Consider the following 22,139-nt stretch of genomic DNA (forward strand, 5'->3'; position numbering starts at 1 on the left):
TAATATTTTACCTTATGAAATCGCTTCCTAAAATAGAATTATGTTAGGGAAATATGGTAAAATGTTAGGTAGGAGGCGAAATATGCTTGTTTTTTCAGAATACCAAACAGGAACCATTGATCTCTCGCTTAGCTTCTACGGTTATGAAGAGTGCACATCTAGCTACTCTTTTGGACCAGCTATTAGAGATACCTACGTTCTTCACTACATTACCAAAGGGAAAGGTCAATTTCATTACAAAGGAAAAATTGTCGATTTAAAAGCTGGAGATCTCTTTCTGCTCAAGCCAAATGAACTTACCTTTTATCAGGCTGACAAAGAAGAACCTTGGTCTTACTACTGGCTGGGAATGACTGGCGGTAGGGTTTATGACTACTTCAATCACTCTCAGATTGCCGAAGACTGCTACCTACTTGCTAACCAGGAACGAAAAACAGATAGGATTGGGAAAATTGTTGAGAACTTGGTTTACTTCGCCGAGCAGACCAAATCTAACCAACTAGCTCAACTCCACATTATGGGCCAACTTTATGAACTCATCTTTCACTTGGGCAGCGTTGCCTATAAGCCCCAAGCAAATACCCTATCTGCAAGCCAGCAACTCTATCTAGCCTGCAAGCAGATAATTGACACTCAATATCCCAATCCTAACCTCAGCATTCAAGATATGGCAATTAAGTTGTCCGTTCATCGCAGCTATCTAACAACCATTTTCAAGGAGGAGCACCAAAGCTCACCTAAAGAATATCTGGAATATGTCCGAATGCATCGAGCTAAACAACTCCTCAAAAGCACCCGTGAGCCTGTTCAATTTATCGCCTATTCTGTCGGTTTCTCAGATCCCCTTTACTTTTCAAAGGCTTTTAAAAAATATTTTGGCTTTTCACCCAGTTCATTTCGAGAACAAAGTTAAGTTTTACTAAACATATCTTTGTTATTTACTAATTTTTGAGTTATAATTTATGTAGACAGTAAATTAAAAAGGACCAAATCAAATGGCTACTATCAAAGATATCGCCCAGACAGCTGGTGTTTCTCCCGCAACTGTTTCACGGGTTTTGAACTATGACAAGTCCATGTCTGTCAGCGATGAGACGCGTAAAAAGATTTTCGATATCGCTGAACAGCTCAACTACAAAAAAAGCAAAAGGCAGAAAAAGACTTCACCTAAAACCCATCGCATTGCCATCGTTGAATGGTACACAGAGATGGAAGAGCTGGATGATCTTTACTACTACTCCATCCGCTTAGGCATCGAAAAGAAAGCCCATGAACTGGGCTATGATATCGTGCGGATTTTCAACAACGACTCTCTGAGCCAGCTAGAACAGATTGACGGCATCATTGCCATCGGAAAATTCAGCAGCAAGCAAGTCAAGGAGCTAGAGCAATACAGTCCTGCCCTGGTTTTCGTGGATAGCGATACGCTCGACCAAGGCCACAGCTGTGTGACAACGGACTTTGAGCATGCTGTTACTCATGTTCTCGACCATTTTCTTCAGCAGGGCATTCGAGAAATCGGTATGATTGCTGGACGCGAAGAAACTACAGACGGAACGACAAGTCTTGACGATCCGCGTTTGTCCTGCTTCTGCCGTTACCTTAGTGACAAAGGTTTTTATCAGCCGGCCTATGTCAAGATAGGCAAGTTCTCCTCAGAGTCTGGCTACCAGCTGATGAAAGAATTGATTGACCACCAAAAAGAACAGATGCCCAAAGCATTCTTCATAGCCAGCGATGCTCTGGCAGTCGGTGCCCTCCGTGCTCTTCAGGAAGCAGGAATAGCTGTTCCCCAAGATGTCCAAATTATTTCCTTTAATGATACATCTATTGCCAAATACGTCTATCCACCTCTCAGCACTGTGACAGTCTTTACAGAGGAAATGGGTAAGCAAGCTCTGCAGATGCTGGATCAGGTGATTAAAACCGATGAAAGTCCCATCCCTTACATGATCAAGCTCTCTACCAAGCTGACACTAAGAGAAAGCAGCCATTAAGTTAGAAAGACCGCCTATGAAAACCTATGAAAAAATCTTTGACATCCTCAGCCAGGCTGACGACTATGTCAACGGTGAAAAAATAGCTCAAGAATTGGGCATTTCACGAACTTCCATTTGGAAAGCCATCCAAAAACTGGAAAAAGAAGGCATCCAAATCGAATCCGTCAAGAACCGAGGCTATCGATTGACAGCGGGTGACTTACTGATTCCTGATTGGATTGAAGCGCACTCACCTGTTCAGGTCTCCTTTAATCCTGACTGCCAGTCCACTCAGATGGATGCCAAGGCTGGCATGGAGGCCGGACGCCCAGCCAACACTCTCTATCTGGCCGCTGCCCAATCTGCTGGCCGTGGCCGTTTCGGTCGTGCCTTCTTCTGCCCCAACCAGGGTGGCTTTTACATGTCTCTCCACCTCAAACCCAACCTCCCCTTCGACCAGCTTCCCTCCTATACTATCTTGACCGCAGGAGCTATCTACAAGGCAGTAAAAAATCTAACCCTTATGGAGGTTGATATCAAGTGGGTCAATGACATTTACTATCGAAACAAGAAAATTTCCGGCATCCTGACCGAGGCTACAACTTCTATTGAGACAGGGCTCGTCACTGATGTTATCATTGGTGTTGGCTTTAATTTTTTCATTAAAGACTTTCCAGCTGAGATTAAAGAAAAAGCTGGCTCCCTCTTTGAAGAGAAACCAGCCATTAGTCGCAATGAGCTCATTGCCGAGATTTGGAAATGCTTCTACGAAAGTGACCCAGAAGAGCTCATCTATCTCTACAAGCAGCGCTCCTTGGTGCTAGGACGACAAGTGACCTTTAGTCAAAAAGGCGTAGACTACCAAGGTTTGGCCAAGGATATCTCAGACAGCGGGCAACTTTTAGTCCAGCTGACAGATGGTCAGGAAATATGGCTCAATAGCGGCGAAGTCTCGTTGACCAGTTGGTAATCAAAAATTTCATTTCAAAAGGACTGAGTCTCATAGCTCAGTCCTGTTTTCATTATTTCGGTCCCAAATGTTTATCGATTTCATCCACAATCCGCCCCATGACATAGGAAATCTGCAGATTGCGCAGCACCAAAACTGCCCAGAAAGCAGCCATGAAATAGCGCCCCGCCATGATGGATTCATTGAAAAAATAGGTTTCTAAGGCCGTAAAAACAGCCATTACAATAAATTGTCGTCTATTCATAGTTTTATTATAACACGAAAGCCTAGAAAAATCTTTTTTTAATCCTCTTGAATGGTAATTTTTTCTGCTAAAAAGTCAAATCCCTCTGGAATCAAACTTTCCTCTTCCTTCTCTTCAACCTCTGCCTTGCTATTGCGGCTGCGAGCCGAAAAATCCGCCCGAATCTTGGTCCACTCTTCCAAGGAAATAGCCAAAATTTCTGGTGAAAATCCCGCCGCATTGCTGAGAATATTGCCAAACATGGTATTGAGATTGTCCCGCTTCATAGTCTGCTCAGCGTTGAAATTAGACTCAAAAGCTAAGATAGCATGACTTTCATTGGCGGCCACTGGCTGCGAGCCTGCCAGCAAGGCCTTATCAGCTCCAGCCAGACTTTCGATAATCTCACCCCAAGCATTCTGCAGCTTAGTCAGATTGCTGCGAGCCAGACTAGGATTCTCAACAGCCTCTTCTAGGATAGCATTGACCTTATTGCGGTCTGCTCGGTAGCCCTTAGACTTCTGCGGCCGAATATCCGAAGTTTTGACAGCCGCTGCAGGTTTCCCATTGCCATTAGATAGCTGCTGCTTGAGATTATCAATCTCTTGTCTCAATCCCTTGAGCTCTTCGGCTAGATTATCTGGAATGGCTGCCGCTGTAGGGAGACTGCTGGTCTCTGCCAGTCGAATGGTCATCATTTCCGTATAAATCTTAGGTTGCAGGCTGTTCTTGATATCTGCCAAACTCTTGGTCGCCATATCTATCATGGCAAAGAGAGTGTCCTGCGGTGTATTGAGGTTTTCCAGAAAGAGCTCACTAGCATGATGGTTCTCCCCGCCAGTTTTGACAATGATTAGGTCACGCAGATATTGCAGGAGGTCCGTCACAAAACGAGCCATGTTTTTGCCACTGTCAAAAATCAGATTGAGATTATCCAAGGCTGTGACTGCATCATGAGCAATCAAGGCTGCTACATAGGCATCCAAGGCTCCTAAGCTGATAGAGCCAGTGATTTCTTCGGCAATGTCTGTAGTCAAACGATTTTCCTGAGTTAAGCTAAGAGCCTGATCGAGGATAGACAAGGCATCCCGCATACCGCCCTCGGCTCGGCGAGCAATAATCTGCACACCTTCCTGCTCAAAGTCAATGCCTTCCTGATCTAAAATCCACTCAATATGGCCAATAATGTCCTGCGTCTTGATAGACTTAAACTCAAAACGCTGGACGCGGGAAAGAATGGTCGCCGGAATCTTATGCAGCTCTGTCGTCGCTAGGATAAAGATCACGTTTTCTGTCGGTTCTTCCAAGGTCTTGAGCAAGGCGTTAAAAGCCCCAGTCGAGAGCATGTGGACCTCGTCAATGATATAGACCTTGTGCTTGGCTAGACTGGGTGCATAGGTTGACTTGTCCCGAATGTCACGAATCTCATCTACTCCATTATTAGAAGCCGCGTCGATTTCGATAACATCTTCAAGACTTCCCTCAGTAATGGCCTGGCAAATATAGCAGTCATTACAGGGCTCGCCGTCCTTTTGATTCGGACAGTTCATAGCCTTAGCAAAAATCTTAGCAACACTGGTCTTCCCTGTTCCACGTGGGCCAGAGAAGAGATAAGCATGACTAATTTTCCCTTGCTCCACTGCCTGCCGCAGGGTGGTGGCTACTACTTGCTGACCCACCAGCTGACCAAAGGTCTGACTGCGATATTTCCGATATAAAGCTTGATACATTAGGCTTTTTCTCCAAACATTTCAAAATTCCAAATCGTTTTTTCAAGCAAAATCTGGACAAACTTTTCCAGATATTCCTGATCTACCTTATCATAATCACCCGTCAAGGCTGAGTCCAAATCTAGCACTCCAAGCAGGCGACCATCTTTTACCATGGGCACCACAATTTCGCTCTTAGCCCGGCTATCACAAGAGATATAATTGGCATGCTGGGTCACATCATCTACGATAATCGTCTCTTTTTTCTCAGCAGATTCCCCACATACCCCCTTGCCTAGCGCAATATGGACACAGGAAACACCGCCCTGAAAAGGCCCCAGAATCAGCTCGCTCCCATCAAAAAGATAGAAACCAGTAAAAACAGAATTAGGCAGGGCTTGATTAAGCAGGGCGCCAGCATTGGAAAGATTGGCCAAAGCATTGGTCTCACCCTCCAACAAGGCTTCCAACTGAGCCAGTAAAAGTTGATAATTTGAAATTTTTTCTTTTGTGTTCATAGAGTCTATTATATCAAAAAGCCGGTCTTTCAACCAAGCTTTTCTTTAATTTTGTTATCCAAAAATTCATCAATCAGTCTATTTACAACATCGGGTTGGTCGGTATTAGAATTATGCCCCGCCTTATCAATCCATTGAACAGACTTCCCAGTATTTCTTTCATAGGCCTTCAAATATCGTATGCAAGCCCCTGCACGATCTTCTTTTCCACATATAACCAATTGTGGACATTTTACTTCATAAGAAAACTTCTTCTCTACTGCTTCTGAAAATATCTTATATCCGTATCCCGCAAGACGAGCATACCTTTCTTGATCGCCATCATAAATCATCATCATATCATACATCAGTTTTCTTCCATAGTCTGTTGTTGATACGCTTTTAGGGCCTGATTTCAAAAGAGATTTCCATGGATAGATTCTATAAATTGCCTCCATATTTTTTAAGAGCCACAATTCCATAGCTGTATAATACTTCCTTTGAAGGGATGGTGAATCAATCGTAACAAGACCTTTTAATTTCTCAGGAAAAAGTTGAGCATAAACCTGTCCTACATATCCTCCCATTGACTGACCAATTACTATTGGATTTTCTATTCTCTCTTTGATAAATATTTCATCCAGCCAACTTGCTAAATCAAATAAAGTAAAATCGAGACGAAATGGATAAGATGAAGCATGTCCAGGTGCGTCCCAAACCAAGACTCTATATGTATCTTTAAAATATTCTATTTGTTTTTCAAATAACCTATGGTCAGCAGTTAGCCCAGGTAAAAAGATAAGAGCACTTTGGGATGATTCAACAGCATCATTTGTCCAATAATGAATTATTCCACTTGGTGTTTCATATGTTTTTTCAATCAAAGTTCAACACTCGCATTCTAATTTGTTTAATCTAGTTTATCGCAATTGCACTCATTCCTCTTATTAGAGTTTCTCAAGTAGGTCCACTAGAACATATATTCTGCTTACTTATCCTCCCTCCAAAACCTTCACTTCTTCACCCTCCACAAGCACAGCTTGGCGATTATTGAGGGGAAGCAGATTCAGCTGGTCGCTGTATGTATCCAGAGTGGCCTGGGCACTTTCGACAAAAGGTTCTTCGCCAACATGAGGAAGAACATAAAAATCCACCTCGTTTAGTGCCTCTGTATCATTCAGTTCCTTAGCGACCGCCTTATCGTCCATAATCTTATTATAGTCAATGTCTTGGGCTGTGATGATAGCACCAGCAGATTCGCCCACATAAACCATGCCATCCGCAATCTGCTCTTTTATCAAGGACAGAAGCTGCTTTTTCTTTAGTTCTTGCAGAAGATAAAAAGTATTGCCACCAGAGACATAGAGGAGTTTGCTTTGGAAAATTTTGGCCTGAGCTGTCTCTCTGTCACAAGCTGAAATATCTAAAATTTCTACTTGAAATCCCAAATCTGCAAAGGTCTGCAGGGCTTCGTCAATATAACCCCTGTACTCTTCTACATTTCCAGCCGTCGGGATAAAAAGTACTTGTTTGCCCAATTGCTTTTCAGATACATATTGTCTGAACAAGTCCTTGACTCCCGCAAAATATGAACATAAAAATAATTGTTTCATAGGATACCTCCTTATTTTTTAACAATCTTATAAAGAATCCATTGACCCTTTCTTTGACTATCGATAAGATATAAATCCAAGTTAGACAAATAATATTCCAGTTTTTCTTGCTTTCTAAAGTCTGGTAGGTAGTAAGCTAATTTACTCCATTCACATGCCAGTAAGATGATTCCATCTGGCTTAAGTATCCGCTTAAGTTCTAGGAACGCTTGAGTTAGATTTGACCAATGAAAATGAGTTTAAAATGCTGTATGTAATCAAATCAAATTTCTCAACCGGAAGATTTGTATTCTCAACATTTTTCACCTCAAAAGATAGGCCAGGCTCAGCCAATTTTTCAGCTGCTCTGATGGCAGTAGAAGAAATATCAATCCCCAGAACTCGACTATTAGGAAAATGTTTTTTCAAATATTTCGAGGATGCTCCATTTCCAACTCCAACATCCAAAATGGCATGAAATCGTTTCTTATGATTCAGCTGACTGACCGCCCAAACAACCATGGGCATATAAACACGATTCCACAATTTCATCATCCATAAGCCGACAAAACCTGATGGTTTCTTAGATTGGTAAATTAAGTAAGGAAAAGCCAGAATAATCATAAGGCCAATCATTGCTATATAAATCATCTGTCTTCCCTCTCATATCTTCTGCCATAAAGCTTTTTAGCTTTCTCTGTATAGTTCTTGATAAAATCCGTTTTCGCCTCTGTATAGGCATCACGGTTGTGCTCATATTGCTTCCACAAGGATAGCTTGAGCTTTTCATAGTCTTTAGCTACAGCAGGGTGCTCCTGTAAATAGTCTCTAAAGTAAAGTTCATCATGATCACCCTCATAGCGCAGATGCAGATGGAAAACCCGCTCCGCAAAACCACTCGGTGTGTAGCCTTTATTGAATGACATCTGCCCTTGGCTTTCTGACATAAGCAGATAGCCATTTTTCAGAAACAAGTCTCTCATCACTGCCATATCTGTTTCTTTGGGAATTTCCAGCAAGATATCCACTATAGGCTTGGCCCAGATGGTCTCAAGGGATGTAGAGCCAATATGACTAATCCGAACCAGCTGATTTGCAGGCAAAAAAATCAAAAGCCGAAGCCGTTCCTCATCATACCATTCTTTCCACTCATCCTGATGCTCTCTCAGAAAAATCGGAAAAAGCTGCCACAGCTCCTCTAGTGACATTTTCTCTAAAGATGGACTCATAAGCACCTCCTTAGGTAATATATACAAGCGTTTTCTCTAGTTATAATTATAGAAAAAATACACATCCTAGTCAAACCCTGCACTTATTGAACAGATATTTATTTTTGTAATATTTTTGAAAAGTTTTAGTTGTCAAACAATCTATTTTTTAGTAGAATGATGTCGGAGATATATTATTTAAAAGGAGTTCTTTATGAAAAAGTTTAGGTTTGGCACTTGGCTTGTCCTGTCAGCCGGCTCTTTGTTGTTACTTTCACAGGCTCTTCCTGCAGAGAATGTCGCTGCTAATCAGAAGAACCAGATCAAGGTCCAGCTGCTTAACCATAGCGATGAAACAGCTATCGGCACTCTGGAGTTGAATGGGGAGTATCAGCTAAAGCTTGGGAAAAAGGACAAATACGGTCGGGCTACTGCTGCTCATGTTCAAATGCAGGAGCAACACAAAGCCAAAAAGAAAAAGGAGACCAAGGTCACTTACAATCCCATCGGTTGGCACAATTACAAATTCTACTACGGAAATGGAGATGATCGGGCTTGGCTCATGAATCGCGCTCATCTGATTGGCTTCACTTTCAGCGGCCTCAATAACGAAGGGAAAAACCTCGTTCCAATGACCGCTTGGCTCAACTCTGGTAGTTTCCAAGGACTGGACGACAATAACCCAGATAGCATGCTCTATTATGAACATCGCTTGGAGCGCTGGTTAGAGGAAAATCCAGATTATTGGCTGGATTACAAGGTTACTCCGATTTACACGGACAATGAGCTTCTTCCTCGCAAGATTGAGCTCCAGTATGTCGGGCTTGACGCAGAAGGCAATGTTGTCAGCATCCAGCTAGGGGGCAAGGAAAATATAGATGAAGACGGAATGTCTCATGTCCTCTTGGACAATGTCTCTCCAAATGCAGAGATTGACTACCAAACAGGCACTGCTGTCAATACCATGATTGAGTAGGGTTACAGATAAGAACACAAAAACAGACCATCCTTACTATGATGATCTGTTTTTTTATTTATTTTTACCAATACAGACAGCCATAAACCAACAAGACTGCAATCATACTGAAAAGCGAGCCAATCAGGTAGTATTCAGCAAAGGACTGGCTTTCTGAAATCTTATTATAGCGGGCAATAGACTTAGCCGTAAAGACTAGACCAATGGCAGTAAACTGCCCGAAAATAAGAGAAAGTCCCATAATCAAGCGCTCCAAAATCCCAATCGTGGCACCAGCCCCCGCAATAGTCTCCCCACTGTCTTCTCCTGCCTGATACTTACTGAAGAAGAGTTTAAAGAGGATATTAATTGGCTTACCAGTAAGTGCGAAGAAAAAGAGAGCCTGCAGCATGAGGTAGCGCTCAGACAGCCAATTAGGAGCTGGAATTTGCTGCTGACCTAAGAGAAAATAAAGAGCAAAAATGCTAATCAGATGCAAGACCTGATCCAGTATAAAGGCAAACTTTTGAGCATGATGCCGGACAATCGATGAATTCAGACTATACTTCAAGAAGTCAATAAGCGCATGACTGATCCAGACCAAGAGGAAATATAGCAGATACTTAGGGAAAATTATCCCCAAGAGCAACAAGGGCAAGAGAACAATTCCCAAGTGGAGAATCAAAAAATTTAACCGCCGGCTTTTGAGGTCGGCCATTTTCTGACTTTGAAGCTGAAAATCAGCTAGCACATGAGCCAACAAAGTCAATACAAGAATCGGATTCTGCATGAAAAATTCTGAAAATCCCATAAAATTTGTCATTCTTCAGCCTCCTTTACTGCCTGTAGAATCATTCTCATAGCTAAACGGCGATTTTTCAGATAGATCTTCAAACCAGAGGACTTGAGTCGCTTACTAAGCGCACTGGGACTAATCTGCAACAGCTCTGCTATTTCTCCATGAGAAAAATTCTCGTCATAGATATATTCCATGAGCATCCGCTCCAGAACCTCTCTCTGACTGCTATTCCACTTACTCTGGATAAATGAAGTAGCTGCCAGCACCGTATTGACCGCCTGACTGAGCTCTTCATCTCCCAAGGATACAGCTATACGGCTGCTGCCGTAGTCGTTCTTCTCATGAATAACATCAATGGCCGCGCGTGCCCTCCAGTAAGCCGGACCGTCCGCACCAATACTCTGCTCCCGATTGATATCCGTCACAATCTCCCCCAGACCAAGTCCAAAGCGAATCGGATGAGGAAAGCCCAAGGCAATCTGATCAAGGAGCTGCATAATCTCTGGATTAGGCCGCAGCAAAGCCTGAAACTCATCTCCAGTCGTCACCGTGAAAGGTGACACCAGATAATCCCGATAATCCTGATTTAGCACCGCCATCATGTCCTGCAGGTCCTTCTGCGCCTGCTTGCGATTTTTCAGCTGTTTGGATTCAATTAAATCTCCAATAAGAGCAATATAAAGCATACCAAACCTCCTTTAAGTCCATTATAAAGGAAAATTTTAAAAATGTCTATTTGAATGGCAACTTTTTAGAATATCTATTGTAAAGGAAAGACTATTTTTTCTTTTTAGCTGCTGGTAAGGCAGGATAGACAGCTTCAATTAGATTACAGAGGAAGGCAGCATCTTCTACTTCTTTTATATGAAGCATTGACTTTGCACCTGGATAAGGAGACTCATAAACCGGATTTTCAAAAAGATCGATAGCTGGTTGGACCGGCTTGATCAGCAAGCGATTGTCATAAATCCCGCCAAATAAGCGACCCCGATAATAGAGCAAATACTCTCCCATCATCTTGCGAAAGCTAATTTCTTGACCAAAACCCTGCAGCTGCTTCAGAATAAAATCCAAATATTCTTGACTAGATGCCATCGGAACACCTCCATGAATTGATACTTTATTATACCAAAAATGGATGAAGATTTCCTGACTAAAAGATAAACACATCTCCTTCAATCCGTAGTCTGTCTATCCTCAAGTAAGCAAAAAAGCTAGGCCTTACAAGTCTAACTTTTTTACTTCTTATTTTTTTAGAAGTCCTTCCTTAACCAGATAGTCACGCGCAACAGCTTCCGCTTTTTTGCCTTCGATGCCAACTTGATAATTCATCTGACTCATCTGACTTTCCGTAATTTTACCAGCCAGCTTATTGAGAATACCTTCCAACTCAGGGTGTTTTTCTAGCAATTCAGCCTTCAGGAGAGGTGCCCCTTGATAAGGAGGGAAAAGATGTTTATCGTCTTCTAAAACTTGTAAATCATAACGCGCAAGTTCTGCGTCAGTCGAATAGGCATCCGTGATTTGAATATCACCCGACTGGATAGCTTGGTAGCGAAGTGCTGGCTCCATGGTCGCTACATTAAGATTAAGGCCATATAGAGATTGCAAACCCTTGTTTCCATCTTCACGATCGTTAAACTCTAGGGTAAAACCCGCTTTGAGCTTATCTTGGACTGCTTTAAGATCAGAGATGGTTTTAAGATTGTATTCTTTGGCGACACTCTTAGGTACTGCGATGGCATATGTATTTTGATAAGCCATGTGATTGAGCAAGACTAGATTGTCCTGTTTTTTGATTCCATCACGTGCTGCTTCAAAAACTTCTTCAGCATCATTGCTGACCTTTGGAGAAGGCTGCAAGAGAGTTCCAGTAATCGTACCGGTAAACTCAGGATAGATATCAATATCACCTTTTTTCAGAGCTTGATAAAGGAAGTCGGTCTTCCCAAAATTAGGTTTGACTGTCACAGTCATATCCGTATTTTCCTCTATGAGAAGTTTATACATATTCATGAGAATTTCTGGCTCTGGACCCAATTTCCCAGCAATAACCAGATGATCCTTCTCCTGTTTCGGTAGCAAACTTGGCGTATAAGAAGCGCCAAGTCCGAGCATTAAGACTGCAAAAGCTGTAAATACCGTCCGAAGCTTAGCCTTTTCCATCCATTTAAGAAGACTGTTGAAAAGAATAGCCAAAACTGCGGATGAAATTGCTCCAATCAAGATCAGACTGGCATTGCGACGGTCAATTCCTAGAAGGATAAAAGAACCTAGTCCGCCAGCTCCAACAAGTGCTGCTAGAGTTGCTGTTCCGATAACCATTACCGTTGCCGTCCGAACTCCTGACACGATGACGGGCATAGCTAGAGGCAGTTCAAACTTTTTGAGTCGCTCCCACTTGGTCATCCCAAAGGCGATTCCAGCTTCTTCTAAACTAGGATCAATCCCATTCAAAGCAGTGACAGTATTTTCTAAAATCGGGAAAATAGCGTAAATCACCAGAGCAGTCAGTGCCGGAAGTGTGCCAATCCCCATGAGGGGGATAAAGAGTCCCAGCAAGGCCATTGAAGGAATGGTTTGAAAAATCCCTGCAATTTGCAGTACCCAATTGGCTGCTTTTTTATGACTATGGAGATAAATAGCGAGCGGAATGGTCAGGAAAATGGCCACTAGTAAGGTCAGAAGAGAGAGCTGGAGGTGTTGCCCTAAGGCTGCCAACCATTCGCCAAAGCGCTCCTGAAAGGTAGAAAACAAATTAGCCATGTTGAACACCTCCAAACAAATCTGCTACAAAGCTGGTCGCAGGTGCAGATAAGATTTCCTCAGGTGTCGCCACTTGACGAATCTCCCCGTCCTGCAGAACAGCAATCCGATTCCCCAACTTTAAAGCCTCATCCGTGTCATGGGTCACAAAGATTGTTGTCATCCCAAACTGGTCATGGATACTCTTGGTCAAGCTCTGCAATTGCTTACGCGAGATAGCATCAAGAGCAGAAAAAGGCTCGTCCATCAGCAGGATTTTGGGTTGAGCGATAATGGCACGGACAATGCCCACCCGTTGCTGCTCACCGCCAGACAGCTCACTCGGCATACGCTGAGAATAGTCTTCAGCAGGTAAGCCCACTAGCTCCAGCAATTCATCTGTCTTCTGCTGAATATGTGGTTTGCTCCATCCTTTCATCTCAGGAATGAGAGCAATATTTTCCGCAACCGTTAGATTTGGAAATAGAGCAATCGCTTGTAAGACATAGCCTGTAGAAAGGCGTAGCTCACGCTCATCATAGTCCTTGATCCGCTTATCATCCATATAGATATTGCCATCTGTTGGCTCTAAAAGGCGGTTGATCATCTTGAGCATGGTTGTCTTACCGGACCCAGAAGGACCCACTAAAACCATAAATTCGCCATCCTCAATCTGTAAGTTGACATCTCTCAAGACATCCTTTTCTGTATAGCGTAGCGCTACATTTTTATATTCAATCATTCTTTGTCCTCAATTTAAAACTTCCCTCGATTCGTCAAGTCTTCTACCTTAGGCATGACTTCTTTGTTGTCCCAATGCTCTACAATCAATCCATTCTCTAAACGGAAGATGTCATACTGGGCATAAGCCACCCCATCTATCTGAGTCTGTCCATAGCTAACCACATAGTTTCCTTGTCCCAAAAGCTGGAAAACAAAGTCAAAAGTAAGCCCGTGCTCTGCAACATAGTTTTTATAAGCCTGACTTCCTTGGCCAATCTCATGATTATGCTGAATCAAATCTTCTGCCACATAATCACTCCACTGCTCTAGCTCCCCATTTTGGAAAATTTCTGTCAAGAAACGACGAACGGTTTTTTTATTTGCTACTGTCTTGTCCAAATCCTTGATTTCAAAATCTCCAAAGATCTGGTCTAACTGTCCATTTTCTGGAGCGCGGTAGTAGTCAATCACATCCCAATGCTCCACGATGCGACCATTCTCATCAGAACGGAAAGTATCTGTCGTTACCCATTGAGCTTCCCCGCCATTGAGATATTGATGGACATGAACAAAAACTAGATTGCCATCCTCAATGGTGCGAACAATTTTCATCTCACGATCGGGATGGCGCTCAAAGAAATTTGCAAAGAAAGCCGCAAAACCTTCTTTCCCATCTGGCACACCTGTCGAGTGTTGAATGTAGGTATCCCCTACAGACTGAGCTTGAGCCTCGGCAACATGCCCATCTTGAATGGCGTGAATGTAAAGATTTTGTGCATTTTCAACTTGTTTTGACATGATCTAATACTCTTTTTCTTTCAAATTTTCTAAAATACGTTCCTGATAATTTTCAAACTGGCGAATTTCTTCCTCTGAGAAACCTTTATAAAAAATAGCATCCAATTTTTGACTGACACGATGGCCCACTTCTTTCTGAGACCAACCCCGCTCTGTCAACTTTACATATTTTTTTCGCTTGTCTAAACCACACTGACTAAAGGTCACTAAACCCTGTTCTTCCAACTTTTTCAGCATAGTCGTCAGCGTATTATTGGCTAGTCCTGTCTCCAGCGCAATATCTGTCGCCGTCGCGCAGCCCGTTTCACTATTCCATAAAACGGTGAGAATCTTGCCCTGCTCACTGCGATAAAAAGCTTCTGGATCTTGGCTCAGTAACTTTTGAAAAATCCGCCCATTCAACAAACGAATATGATAGGCTATCAAATGACTGTCTTTCATACTTCCTCCCAATTTGTTTCTATATCGAATTGTTTTTTATTAATTGTAACACCAGACATTACATCTGTCAAGAGTTTTATTCGATTTGGAAATAGTTTTAGACTGGGGTAAAGAAAAAAGCAGGTTCAACCTGCTTTAAAATCTAAAATTTATTTTTTCCGATTGATGTATCTGTTGAACAAAATGGTCATAACTTTCAGCTTCTTGAGGAATAAGAATGGACCACTTTTTCAAGAGTGCCCCGTAACCTGCTAATGTACCTATGTCGTTATCAACAACCTTCTCCACGCTTGGAAAAATAAGACCGGCTGTTTTAGCTTCTAAAATGTATGCATAGGAAATCAGTTGATATAAATCCTCACGATTGATTCCTTTATCAGTAAATTCTAGCTTTTTATATTTAGCATCTAGTACGATTTTTAAATCTTTATGATAGAAGTCTGGATAAACCTTTCGAATATGACTGCTAAATACAGAAATCCCTTCCGTCTTTTCTTTATTTCGTGGATGAATAAAACCTTCTGGCAATAATGTCTGGACATACTCTTCCCAAAGCCAAGCAACATCAAAGAGAACACCGTGTATTTTTTGCTCTTGAAGTCCTAAACCGTGCTTTTCTCTACTTAGAATCAACAGACAGAGTTCCTGTAATTTTCTATATTCTCGAAAATAGGCATGGCGGACGGGTTTAGTTTGATTTAGTCTGATAATCTTAACACGATTAGCTAGTTTATAAGAAGGGGTTACACGATTAATTTCAGCTATAGTTTCACGATTACTATCGAGTAGTGCTCTAAAACTTTTTTGATTCTTAATGTACTCAATCGTATGCCGAATCAACTGCATAAGTGGATTATCATAAGCAAACTCTCTAGTAGTGTAGGGAATATTTCCTATAAATGGAACATTTTTCTTAAGATGATTTCCTACATCAATCGCTCCCTTTACATGGCTATCATTATGGAAAAACCTCTGGTATTCCTTATAAATCCCTTTTCTCAAAGCCACTTGCAGATATTTTGGAAAGAGGTAAACCAATAGTTGATAGAGTTTATCTTCGCTAGATAAACCAACATCCAAATTAGTGAGATTGATATTTAGGACCTTTTGTAAGAGATAATGTAAAAAATAGTCGTTATTAGCATTTGAAAAACGAGAGGAAATCGTTAATCTTTCCTGACCGTAACCCAGAAAACCAATCACATTTCCTGTCTTAATGTTCTGATTTACAGTTTCAAAAATTTTATGATCCTTGTCCAAGTCAGAAGTATTTTTCAAGTCATTTGGAAAAATGAAAATACCATCCTCTTGAGAAAGACTTTCTAAAGTTCTATCTAAAAGTACTTGACTAATTTTTGGGTAGATTTCAACAAAATCCTCTTTTTTTATAAGTTGCTGATTATCTGTTATCCGTATCGTCATTTCCATCGCTTTCATTGTCACCAGTTATTGACTTATTGGTTCGCTCGTTACTTGTCTTATCAAATGCCTTTTTCAAAGTTTCCAAAGTTTCAACCTCTTCATAAGAACCTCGCAAGTAGTCCTCTAGGAGCGGCTTAATATAATCAGACCAGAGCAATTCATAGTCAAAGTCTACTTCCTGCAATTTAAGGAAATAACTTGGTCCAACATGGTAATGACTATTGAGCTCTTCTACATTTTCTATAGCAGCATTCAAGTTTCTTAGACGTATTTTCGCTTCATCTGCTCCATCTCCAAGAAGTTTATCAAGCATTCCCAGCTGACTTTCAGCCGTGATTTCTACAAAACGGAAACGACGGCGCATGGCAAAATCAAAGGTATCTACCGAGCGGTCAATATCATTCATTGTTCCGATGATATAGACATTTTCAGGAATATAAAACTTCTCATTAGTTTCATGTAAATTAGCATATTGGGTCGAAACCTCTCCATCCTTACCACGATAGCCCGGATCAATGGAGAAAAAAAGTTCCCCAAAAATCTTAGAAATCTCACCACGATTGATTTCATCGATGATGAAGACGAAGTTTTTAATACTTGATATTTCAGCTGCTTCTTTATAAGTTTTTAATGCAAACCTTTCTTTCAAGACTTTTAGAACCGTTTCCCCGCCACCCTTATAATATCTTTGTTTATCATAATTCTTATTTTTATATAATTCATAAACATAATGTCGAGGCAATGTCCATCCAGATGCTCCACTATCATAATTGACAGATAAATTTTGCCTGCTATTAACTGACAAGTAAGATGTCTTTGTTAAATACTCCTTCTCTTCAGTGGTATTTATAAACTCCAAATAAGATTCCCAGGCTTCCTCAAAATTATCTTGACCGCCTGTCTTTTGCGCTAATTTAGCTCTTTCGCAAAATTTCTTAAAAATTCCATCCTGTAAGCCGAAGCTAATCTGCCCATCATCACTTGGAAGCGGCCGCAAACCCTCTACAAAATCTGTATAGTCATAAGAGGGATGGAATTGAACAAAATCGATTTGTTCCTCATTTCCTCCAGTCAATTCGCTTGCAATTTGTCTAGCAAGATAAGTCTTCCCAGTACCAGGCGCACCACGGAGGATGAGGTTTTTGGATTGTTTTAATACGTTAGCATATTTCATCGAGTCCCCTTTCTGTTCACTGTTTACATCGTTTTCCACTTTATACCTTTTCCAATCAAGATGATTTAAGAAATAATTATAATCTTGCTCTTTAATGTCATCACTCAGAGCAAAATCAATTAACTGATTTGCTTCTTTCTTTCGATAATTATTATCTAAGGGACACCAGATTGTTTCTTGGCTAGTTAAGAAATACCATTCCCGTTCTAAATAGCCTTGTTCCCAATCAACAATTATTGTATGCCCATCATTTAGAATCTCTTTTACAATACCCCTACCACGAATTTTCATAACAGAGACTTTCATTTCACTTTTCTTTAAGAAAGGTAGATTATGCTTTTTTGTATATGAAGACTTGGCAAATAAGATATCTCCTTGTTTTATTTTATTGAATAATTTTAACATTTTTTGATACTGTTTATTTTCTTCATCATTATGCCATCCTAGTTCCCACTTCCCTTCTTTATTAAAATACTCAAGATAATCATCATTTCCAAATTTTGTACCAACAAAATAAAAGTTTTTATTATTCATTAATAAAACACCTCCAATTTTATAACCTATTACTGTCTTTTAAAATTATTTTATGAGTATAACTTAAATAGGTTTGTAATCTGTTAATATATCATTTTCTATCATAGCATAATTATAGGAAAAATAAAAGAAATTATAAACAAAAAAGCCCAGTGTAAAGAGGAAATATCCCCCCCACACACTGAGCTTATTTTTTTATCTTAGTAATATTCGCCCTGACGGTAATCCCATGAGTTAAAGGTATCGGACAGGTGCATCATGATTTTGTCGATGTCCAATCCTTTTCGGATGACCACTGGTGCTGGTGAGATGGAACGTTGCCCACCTTGTTCTGGAATCAGTTTTCCATCCTTGTCTACCATGGAGACCATAACACCTTGCTCATAGCGAGTTTCAATGGTCTTGTCTGGCTGGATAGAGGCTACATAGTCATCTGCTTCAATGACTAAGTCAACTGCGTTTTCGATGCGTTCGCCAATTCCTTCGACCTTGCCGCGGTTTCCTTTACCGGATGGGTTGGCTGAGGATGCATAGACCATCTTGCCTTCTTCCCAAAGCTTAGCTGCCAGCTGCTCACCCGCCTTACCAAACTTAATAACAAAACAGCTAGTGCCACGAACATCAGTCATCAGCTCTTCCCGACCGTCGCCATAGGCTTTGAGCTTTTCAAAAGCTTCTGGCTTCCATGGAAGGATACAGCCCAAGAGGATGTCTTCATCCCAATGCTTTTGATAAAAAGCTTCAATTTCCGGATTTAGCTGAGCCAAAGCACGGAGCTCATCCATACTGCCACAGAGAACAACACCTGGCTTATTACGGTTACGAGCCTTAGCTTCGAACTTACGCTCCAAGCCAGCCTTATCGCTGGTCATGATGATGTAACCCACCTTGGTCGGGCAAACGATACAGCCGCCATCGCCTTTCAGGATGTCATAACCTTCTTGTGAAAGCTGTCCGTTCCATTGAATGTGTTTTGTCATAAGTTTCTTCCTTTTCTATTAAATTAAGATTTATTTTACCATATATTTTTATCGGAGACAAGGTTTTTTCAGAATTTTCTCAATATAGCAAAAATGAGGTTACTGCCAATAAGATGGACGATTTTTTTCATATTCTGCAATCAAATCCTCATACTGTAGCGTAATGCCGATGTCATCCAAACCGTTGAGTAGCTTGTGCTTCCATTCTCCATCAATGTCAAAGGAGAATTCCCCCACCGGTGAAAAAATCTTCTGCTGCTCCAAATCCACTGTTACTTCATCCGTCGGCTTCAGATTAGCTAAGGCTTGCCGTACTTCGAGCGGCTGGACGATAGGCAGCATACCGTTGTTAAGCTCGTTATTGTAGTGAATATCGCCAAAAGATCCAGCAATGACTACCTTGAAGCCATAGTCAGACAAGGCCCAGGCAGCGTGCTCGCGAGAGGAACCCGCTCCGAAATTGTCCCCAGTAATCAGAATAGTCGCCTTGCGATACTCAGGTCTGTTAAAGACGAAATCAGGATCTTCGGTGTACTGATTGTCTAGATAGCGCCATGCGTACATAAGGTACTTACCAAAGCCTTTTTTATCAATCAACTTGAGAAACTGCTTGGGTAAAATTTGGTCCGTGTCGATATTATCGTTCATGAGGGGGACTGTTGTCCCCGTGTAGATTGTAAATTTTTCCATAAAACTTCCTTACTGGACCTCCGGTAGTTGGCGGACATCTACGAAGTGCCCGGCAATAGCTGCCGCTGCTGCCATGGCAGGACTGCAAAGATGGGTTTTAGCACCAAATCCCTGACGATCCTCAAAGTTCCGATTACTAGTAGAAGCACAGTGAACTCCATCTGGCACCTTGTCTGGATTCATTCCCAGGCACATGGAACAACCCGGATCGCGCCACTCAAATCCCGCATCCATGAAAATTTTATCCAGTCCCATCTTTTCAGCAGCCCGCTTGACCGGACGAGAGCCTGGTACGACGATAGCTGTTAGATTGGGAGCAATATGCTTGCCCGCGACAAACTTAGCTGCCAGCTGCAAATCGCTGAGTCTGGCATTGGTACAGGAGCCGATAAAGATATAACCCAGCTCAATATCTTCTGCTTTCTTACCCGGTGAGAGGTCCATGTAATTGTAAGCCCGCTCGTCGTTCATATCGCGGATTTCTGGGAAAGCCGCACCGAACTCTACTCCCATAGAAGGATTGGTTCCCCAAGTCACCATAGGTGCAAGCTGGGAGACATCAATCTCAATGACCTTATCATAGACAGCATCAGGATCACTGACCAGAGTCTTCCAATCGGCTACCGCCGCCTCAAAGTCCTTTGGAGCGCCCGGCCGCCCTTGAACATAATCATAAGTCTTCTGGTCGGGGTTCATAATGCCCATCTTAGAGCCAAACTCAATGGACATATTGCAGATGGTCATGCGCTCTTCCATGGTCAGATGATCAATCGCATCACCAGCATACTCGACCACATGACCAACACCAGCGGCCACACCATATCGGGCAATCAGAGCGAGGATAAAGTCCTTGGAATAGACACCTTTAGGTGGCACCCCAGTAAATTTGACCAGCATTTTCTTAGGCTTGACTTGCCAAATGGTCTGCGTGGCAAAGACGTGCTCTACCTCTGAAGTACCGATTCCAAAAGCAATAGCTCCAAAAGCTCCGTGAGTGGCCGTGTGACTGTCACCACAGACGATGAATTTGCCTGGCTGTGTCTTGCCCGTTTCCGGTCCAACCATATGGACAATACCTTGCAGTTCCGATCCATGAGCCGCATGCTCGATGCCAAAATCCTTGACATTCTCAGAAAGTTTATCAATCTGAGCCTTGGAAATCACATCCCGGATATCATAAATATTGACCGTAGGAACATTATGATCAAAGGTTCCAAAGGTCAAATCCGGCCGTCTAACTTTGCGTCCTGCATCTCGAAGACCTTGAAAAGCCTGAGGGCTGGTTACTTCATGAATATAATGCTGATCCACATACATAAGCTGGGGCTGGCCTTCTTCGCCTGTTATCAGATGCCTTTCCCACAGCTTATCAAAAATCGATTTTCCAGCCATACTAGCTTCTCCATATGTAATATAAAATTCCGATTTCCACTATTATTCCGCAAATCCAAGCCAGCCAGAAATAGCATTTTCTGGTCTTGTGGTGAAAGAGTCGACCACCTAATAAAGCGCCCAAACCTCCGGCTGCCAATGCTGACATCAGCAAAGTCTTCTCTGGAATGCGGTAGTGATTTTTCTTAGCCTTTCGCTTATCCCAGCCATAAAGCAGGAAAACGACAAGGTTCCATAGCAGGCAAATACCTGTTAGTATCCATTTCATAAGTTATTGATAATGGCCTCCGTCGTTTGAGCTATTGTCGACTGACCGCCAAGATCTCGCGTTAAAATCCCTTTAGCCAAAGTCTTCTCCACTGCTGCTTCAATCGCCTCTGCAGCTTCAAGCTCTGCAAAACTATCCCGCAGCATCATGGCTACAGAAAGGATCATACTGATAGGGTTGGCAATGCCTTGCCCTGCAATATCTGGAGCCGAGCCGTGAATAGGCTCATAAAGACTTGGTCCAGTAGCCGAATGACTAGCTGATGGCATAACTCCCAGCGTCCCTGATAGGACACTGGACTCGTCAGATAGAATATCCCCAAAGAGATTTTCCGTTACCACAACATCAAACTTAGCAGGATTGGTAATCATGAGCATCGCAGCGCTGTCCACCAGCTGGTGCTCCAAGGTCACATCTGGATAATCCTTGGCCACCTCATCTGCTACTCTGCGCCAGAGTTTGGATGTTGCTAGTACATTTTGCTTATCAATACTGGTCACGCGCTTTCTGCGACCACGCGCAATGTCAAAAGCCTTACGGACAATTCGCTCCACCTCTTCGTAGCTGTAGTCATTGATATCACGCGCAGATCTGTCCTCCAAAATATGCTCGCCAAAGTAAATCCCACCAGTCAGCTCACGCACGACCACGAAATCCACACCAGCAATTCTTTCAGCTTTCAAAGGCGACAAATGCTTAAGAGCATCGAAAATCTTAACTGGACGGATATTGGCATAGAGTTCAAGCTCCTTCCGCAGAGCAAGCAATCCTTGCTCCGGTCGAACTGGGGCATTATCATACTGGGGACTGCCGATAGCTGCTAGGAGAATAGCATCCGCCTCCTTGGCCGCTTCTAGAGTTGACTGAGGGAGAGGATGACCTTCCGCATCAATACCAGCACCCCCAAAAGCTTTCTCCGTGATATGATAAGCAAAACCGAACTTGTCCGCAACAGCAGCCAGTACTTGGAGACCAGCTTCCATGATTTCTGGACCGATACCGTCACCCGCCAGAGCTACAATTTCTTTTGTCATAGTCGC

24 protein-coding genes and 1 pseudogene are annotated in these 22,139 nt (G+C 42.2%); 4 read left to right on the plus strand and 21 right to left on the minus strand.

The window, feature by feature from the left end:
- Positions 1-82 precede the first annotated feature (82 nt).
- From K1I80_RS04070 to birA, 3 genes are all read left to right on the plus strand, one after another.
- Positions 83-913: an AraC family transcriptional regulator gene (locus K1I80_RS04070; protein ID WP_223312797.1), complete on the plus strand. Its 831-nt coding sequence runs from the start codon at positions 83-85 to the stop codon at positions 911-913.
- An 82-nt stretch (positions 914-995) separates the two neighbouring features.
- Entirely contained in the window at positions 996-1,997 is a 1,002-nt protein-coding gene (locus K1I80_RS04075) for a LacI family DNA-binding transcriptional regulator (RefSeq protein WP_223312796.1), read from the plus strand.
- Between the two features lie 16 nt (positions 1,998-2,013).
- Positions 2,014-2,949, plus strand: coding sequence for a bifunctional biotin--[acetyl-CoA-carboxylase] ligase/biotin operon repressor BirA (gene birA / locus K1I80_RS04080; protein WP_223312795.1), 936 nt, complete (start codon positions 2,014-2,016; stop codon positions 2,947-2,949).
- A gap of 52 nt (positions 2,950-3,001) precedes the next feature.
- On the opposite strand, the gene K1I80_RS04085 is transcribed toward birA, so the two are convergent.
- The 7 genes and pseudogenes from K1I80_RS04085 to K1I80_RS04115 form a co-directional block, all read right to left on the minus strand.
- Positions 3,002-3,193, minus strand: a complete 192-nt coding sequence (locus K1I80_RS04085; RefSeq protein ID WP_002895701.1) for a DUF3272 domain-containing protein — start codon at positions 3,191-3,193, stop codon at positions 3,002-3,004.
- 38 nt (positions 3,194-3,231) lie between these two features.
- Positions 3,232-4,902: a DNA polymerase III subunit gamma/tau gene (gene dnaX / locus K1I80_RS04090; protein ID WP_223311314.1), complete on the minus strand. Its 1,671-nt coding sequence runs from the start codon at positions 4,900-4,902 to the stop codon at positions 3,232-3,234.
- Positions 4,902-5,399, minus strand: coding sequence for a GAF domain-containing protein (locus K1I80_RS04095; protein ID WP_223311313.1), 498 nt, complete (start codon positions 5,397-5,399; stop codon positions 4,902-4,904). The genes dnaX and K1I80_RS04095 overlap by 1 nt, the downstream gene beginning before the upstream one ends.
- 29 nt (positions 5,400-5,428) lie before the next feature.
- Positions 5,429-6,262, minus strand: a complete 834-nt coding sequence (locus K1I80_RS04100; protein WP_223311312.1) for an alpha/beta fold hydrolase — start codon at positions 6,260-6,262, stop codon at positions 5,429-5,431.
- Positions 6,263-6,370: 108 nt separating this feature from the next.
- Positions 6,371-6,991 carry a Type 1 glutamine amidotransferase-like domain-containing protein gene (locus K1I80_RS04105; RefSeq protein ID WP_223311311.1) on the minus strand — a complete coding sequence of 207 codons (621 nt, stop codon included), beginning with the start codon at positions 6,989-6,991 and terminating at the stop codon, positions 6,371-6,373.
- An 11-nt stretch (positions 6,992-7,002) separates the two neighbouring features.
- Positions 7,003-7,621 (minus strand): annotated as a pseudogene (locus tag K1I80_RS04110) (class I SAM-dependent methyltransferase).
- The gene (locus K1I80_RS04115) at positions 7,618-8,199 is read right to left on the minus strand and encodes a GrpB family protein (protein ID WP_223312794.1); all 582 of its coding nucleotides are present in this window, start codon (positions 8,197-8,199) and stop codon (positions 7,618-7,620) included. Before K1I80_RS04115 ends, K1I80_RS04110 begins: the two are co-directional and overlap by 4 nt.
- A 193-nt stretch (positions 8,200-8,392) precedes the next feature.
- Here K1I80_RS04115 and K1I80_RS04120 point away from each other — a divergent pair, with 193 nt between their 5' ends.
- Positions 8,393-9,154, plus strand: a complete 762-nt coding sequence (locus K1I80_RS04120) for a DNA/RNA non-specific endonuclease (protein ID WP_223312793.1) — start codon at positions 8,393-8,395, stop codon at positions 9,152-9,154.
- Positions 9,155-9,218: 64 nt separating this feature from the next.
- Here the strand turns inward: K1I80_RS04120 and K1I80_RS04125 are convergent, their stop codons facing one another.
- From K1I80_RS04125 to leuB, 14 genes are all read right to left on the minus strand, one after another.
- Positions 9,219-9,956, minus strand: a complete 738-nt coding sequence (locus K1I80_RS04125) for a DUF3307 domain-containing protein (RefSeq protein WP_223312792.1) — start codon at positions 9,954-9,956, stop codon at positions 9,219-9,221.
- Positions 9,953-10,618, minus strand: coding sequence for a SatD family protein (locus tag K1I80_RS04130; RefSeq protein ID WP_223312791.1), 666 nt, complete (start codon positions 10,616-10,618; stop codon positions 9,953-9,955). The genes K1I80_RS04125 and K1I80_RS04130 overlap by 4 nt, the downstream gene beginning before the upstream one ends.
- Before the next feature lie 91 nt (positions 10,619-10,709).
- Positions 10,710-11,027, minus strand: a complete 318-nt coding sequence (locus tag K1I80_RS04135; RefSeq protein ID WP_223311307.1) for a TfoX/Sxy family protein — start codon at positions 11,025-11,027, stop codon at positions 10,710-10,712.
- 150 nt (positions 11,028-11,177) lie between these two features.
- Positions 11,178-12,698, minus strand: coding sequence for an ABC transporter permease/substrate-binding protein (locus tag K1I80_RS04140; RefSeq protein ID WP_223311306.1), 1,521 nt, complete (start codon positions 12,696-12,698; stop codon positions 11,178-11,180).
- Complete coding sequence (locus K1I80_RS04145) at positions 12,691-13,419, minus strand: ATP-binding cassette domain-containing protein (RefSeq protein WP_223311305.1); 729 nt, start codon at positions 13,417-13,419, stop codon at positions 12,691-12,693. Before K1I80_RS04145 ends, K1I80_RS04140 begins: the two co-directional genes overlap by 8 nt.
- A 14-nt stretch (positions 13,420-13,433) precedes the next feature.
- The gene (locus tag K1I80_RS04150; RefSeq protein WP_002915412.1) at positions 13,434-14,198 is read right to left on the minus strand and encodes a nuclear transport factor 2 family protein; all 765 of its coding nucleotides are present in this window, start codon (positions 14,196-14,198) and stop codon (positions 13,434-13,436) included.
- 3 nt (positions 14,199-14,201) lie between these two features.
- Entirely contained in the window at positions 14,202-14,639 is a 438-nt protein-coding gene (locus K1I80_RS04155) for a MarR family winged helix-turn-helix transcriptional regulator (RefSeq protein WP_223312790.1), read from the minus strand.
- Between the two features lie 135 nt (positions 14,640-14,774).
- Positions 14,775-16,076, minus strand: coding sequence for an McrC family protein (locus K1I80_RS04160; RefSeq protein ID WP_223312789.1), 1,302 nt, complete (start codon positions 16,074-16,076; stop codon positions 14,775-14,777).
- The gene (locus K1I80_RS04165; RefSeq protein WP_223312788.1) at positions 16,039-17,769 is read right to left on the minus strand and encodes an McrB family protein; all 1,731 of its coding nucleotides are present in this window, start codon (positions 17,767-17,769) and stop codon (positions 16,039-16,041) included. Before K1I80_RS04165 ends, K1I80_RS04160 begins: the two co-directional genes overlap by 38 nt.
- A 200-nt stretch (positions 17,770-17,969) precedes the next feature.
- Positions 17,970-18,749 carry an L-threonylcarbamoyladenylate synthase gene (locus K1I80_RS04170; RefSeq protein ID WP_037618002.1) on the minus strand — a complete coding sequence of 260 codons (780 nt, stop codon included), beginning with the start codon at positions 18,747-18,749 and terminating at the stop codon, positions 17,970-17,972.
- A 99-nt stretch (positions 18,750-18,848) separates the two neighbouring features.
- Positions 18,849-19,439, minus strand: coding sequence for a 3-isopropylmalate dehydratase small subunit (gene leuD, locus K1I80_RS04175; RefSeq protein ID WP_125401552.1), 591 nt, complete (start codon positions 19,437-19,439; stop codon positions 18,849-18,851).
- A 9-nt stretch (positions 19,440-19,448) separates the two neighbouring features.
- Positions 19,449-20,831, minus strand: a complete 1,383-nt coding sequence (gene leuC, locus K1I80_RS04180; RefSeq protein ID WP_223312787.1) for a 3-isopropylmalate dehydratase large subunit — start codon at positions 20,829-20,831, stop codon at positions 19,449-19,451.
- A 1-nt stretch (position 20,832) separates the two neighbouring features.
- Positions 20,833-21,099: a DUF1294 domain-containing protein gene (locus K1I80_RS04185; RefSeq protein WP_223312786.1), complete on the minus strand. Its 267-nt coding sequence runs from the start codon at positions 21,097-21,099 to the stop codon at positions 20,833-20,835.
- Positions 21,096-22,133 (minus strand): 3-isopropylmalate dehydrogenase, encoded by a 1,038-nt coding sequence (gene leuB / locus K1I80_RS04190; RefSeq protein ID WP_223312785.1) that lies wholly within the window; start codon positions 22,131-22,133, stop codon positions 21,096-21,098. The genes K1I80_RS04185 and leuB overlap by 4 nt, the downstream gene beginning before the upstream one ends.
- Between the last annotated feature and the right edge of the window lie 6 nt (positions 22,134-22,139).

This window comes from Streptococcus sanguinis (assembly GCF_019929225.1).
In the GTDB taxonomy this organism is placed as follows: domain Bacteria; phylum Bacillota; class Bacilli; order Lactobacillales; family Streptococcaceae; genus Streptococcus; species Streptococcus sanguinis_J.

Bases quoted from the DNA above. Each gene is read 5' to 3' on its own strand.
- K1I80_RS04170 (WP_037618002.1), bottom strand. From the start codon at position 18,749: ATGACAAAACACATTCAATGGAACGGACAGCTTTCACAAGAAGGTTAT.
- leuB (WP_223312785.1), bottom strand. From the start codon at position 22,133: ATGACAAAAGAAATTGTAGCTCTGGCGGGTGACGGTATCGGTCCAGAA.
- K1I80_RS04165 (WP_223312788.1), bottom strand. From the start codon at position 17,769: ATGAATAATAAAAACTTTTATTTTGTTGGTACAAAATTTGGAAATGAT.
- K1I80_RS04095 (WP_223311313.1), bottom strand. From the start codon at position 5,399: ATGAACACAAAAGAAAAAATTTCAAATTATCAACTTTTACTGGCTCAG.
- K1I80_RS04070 (WP_223312797.1), top strand. From the start codon at position 83: ATGCTTGTTTTTTCAGAATACCAAACAGGAACCATTGATCTCTCGCTT.
- birA (WP_223312795.1), top strand. From the start codon at position 2,014: ATGAAAACCTATGAAAAAATCTTTGACATCCTCAGCCAGGCTGACGAC.
- K1I80_RS04185 (WP_223312786.1), bottom strand. From the start codon at position 21,099: ATGAAATGGATACTAACAGGTATTTGCCTGCTATGGAACCTTGTCGTT.
- dnaX (WP_223311314.1), bottom strand. From the start codon at position 4,902: ATGTATCAAGCTTTATATCGGAAATATCGCAGTCAGACCTTTGGTCAG.
- K1I80_RS04115 (WP_223312794.1), bottom strand. From the start codon at position 8,199: ATGAGTCCATCTTTAGAGAAAATGTCACTAGAGGAGCTGTGGCAGCTT.
- K1I80_RS04120 (WP_223312793.1), top strand. From the start codon at position 8,393: ATGAAAAAGTTTAGGTTTGGCACTTGGCTTGTCCTGTCAGCCGGCTCT.
- K1I80_RS04140 (WP_223311306.1), bottom strand. From the start codon at position 12,698: ATGGCTAATTTGTTTTCTACCTTTCAGGAGCGCTTTGGCGAATGGTTG.
- leuD (WP_125401552.1), bottom strand. From the start codon at position 19,439: ATGGAAAAATTTACAATCTACACGGGGACAACAGTCCCCCTCATGAAC.
- K1I80_RS04155 (WP_223312790.1), bottom strand. From the start codon at position 14,639: ATGAAAGACAGTCATTTGATAGCCTATCATATTCGTTTGTTGAATGGG.
- K1I80_RS04125 (WP_223312792.1), bottom strand. From the start codon at position 9,956: ATGACAAATTTTATGGGATTTTCAGAATTTTTCATGCAGAATCCGATT.
- K1I80_RS04150 (WP_002915412.1), bottom strand. From the start codon at position 14,198: ATGTCAAAACAAGTTGAAAATGCACAAAATCTTTACATTCACGCCATT.
- K1I80_RS04135 (WP_223311307.1), bottom strand. From the start codon at position 11,027: ATGGCATCTAGTCAAGAATATTTGGATTTTATTCTGAAGCAGCTGCAG.
- K1I80_RS04160 (WP_223312789.1), bottom strand. From the start codon at position 16,076: ATGAAAGCGATGGAAATGACGATACGGATAACAGATAATCAGCAACTT.
- K1I80_RS04105 (WP_223311311.1), bottom strand. From the start codon at position 6,991: ATGAAACAATTATTTTTATGTTCATATTTTGCGGGAGTCAAGGACTTG.
- K1I80_RS04145 (WP_223311305.1), bottom strand. From the start codon at position 13,419: ATGATTGAATATAAAAATGTAGCGCTACGCTATACAGAAAAGGATGTC.
- K1I80_RS04130 (WP_223312791.1), bottom strand. From the start codon at position 10,618: ATGCTTTATATTGCTCTTATTGGAGATTTAATTGAATCCAAACAGCTG.
- K1I80_RS04075 (WP_223312796.1), top strand. From the start codon at position 996: ATGGCTACTATCAAAGATATCGCCCAGACAGCTGGTGTTTCTCCCGCA.
- K1I80_RS04085 (WP_002895701.1), bottom strand. From the start codon at position 3,193: ATGAATAGACGACAATTTATTGTAATGGCTGTTTTTACGGCCTTAGAA.
- leuC (WP_223312787.1), bottom strand. From the start codon at position 20,831: ATGGCTGGAAAATCGATTTTTGATAAGCTGTGGGAAAGGCATCTGATA.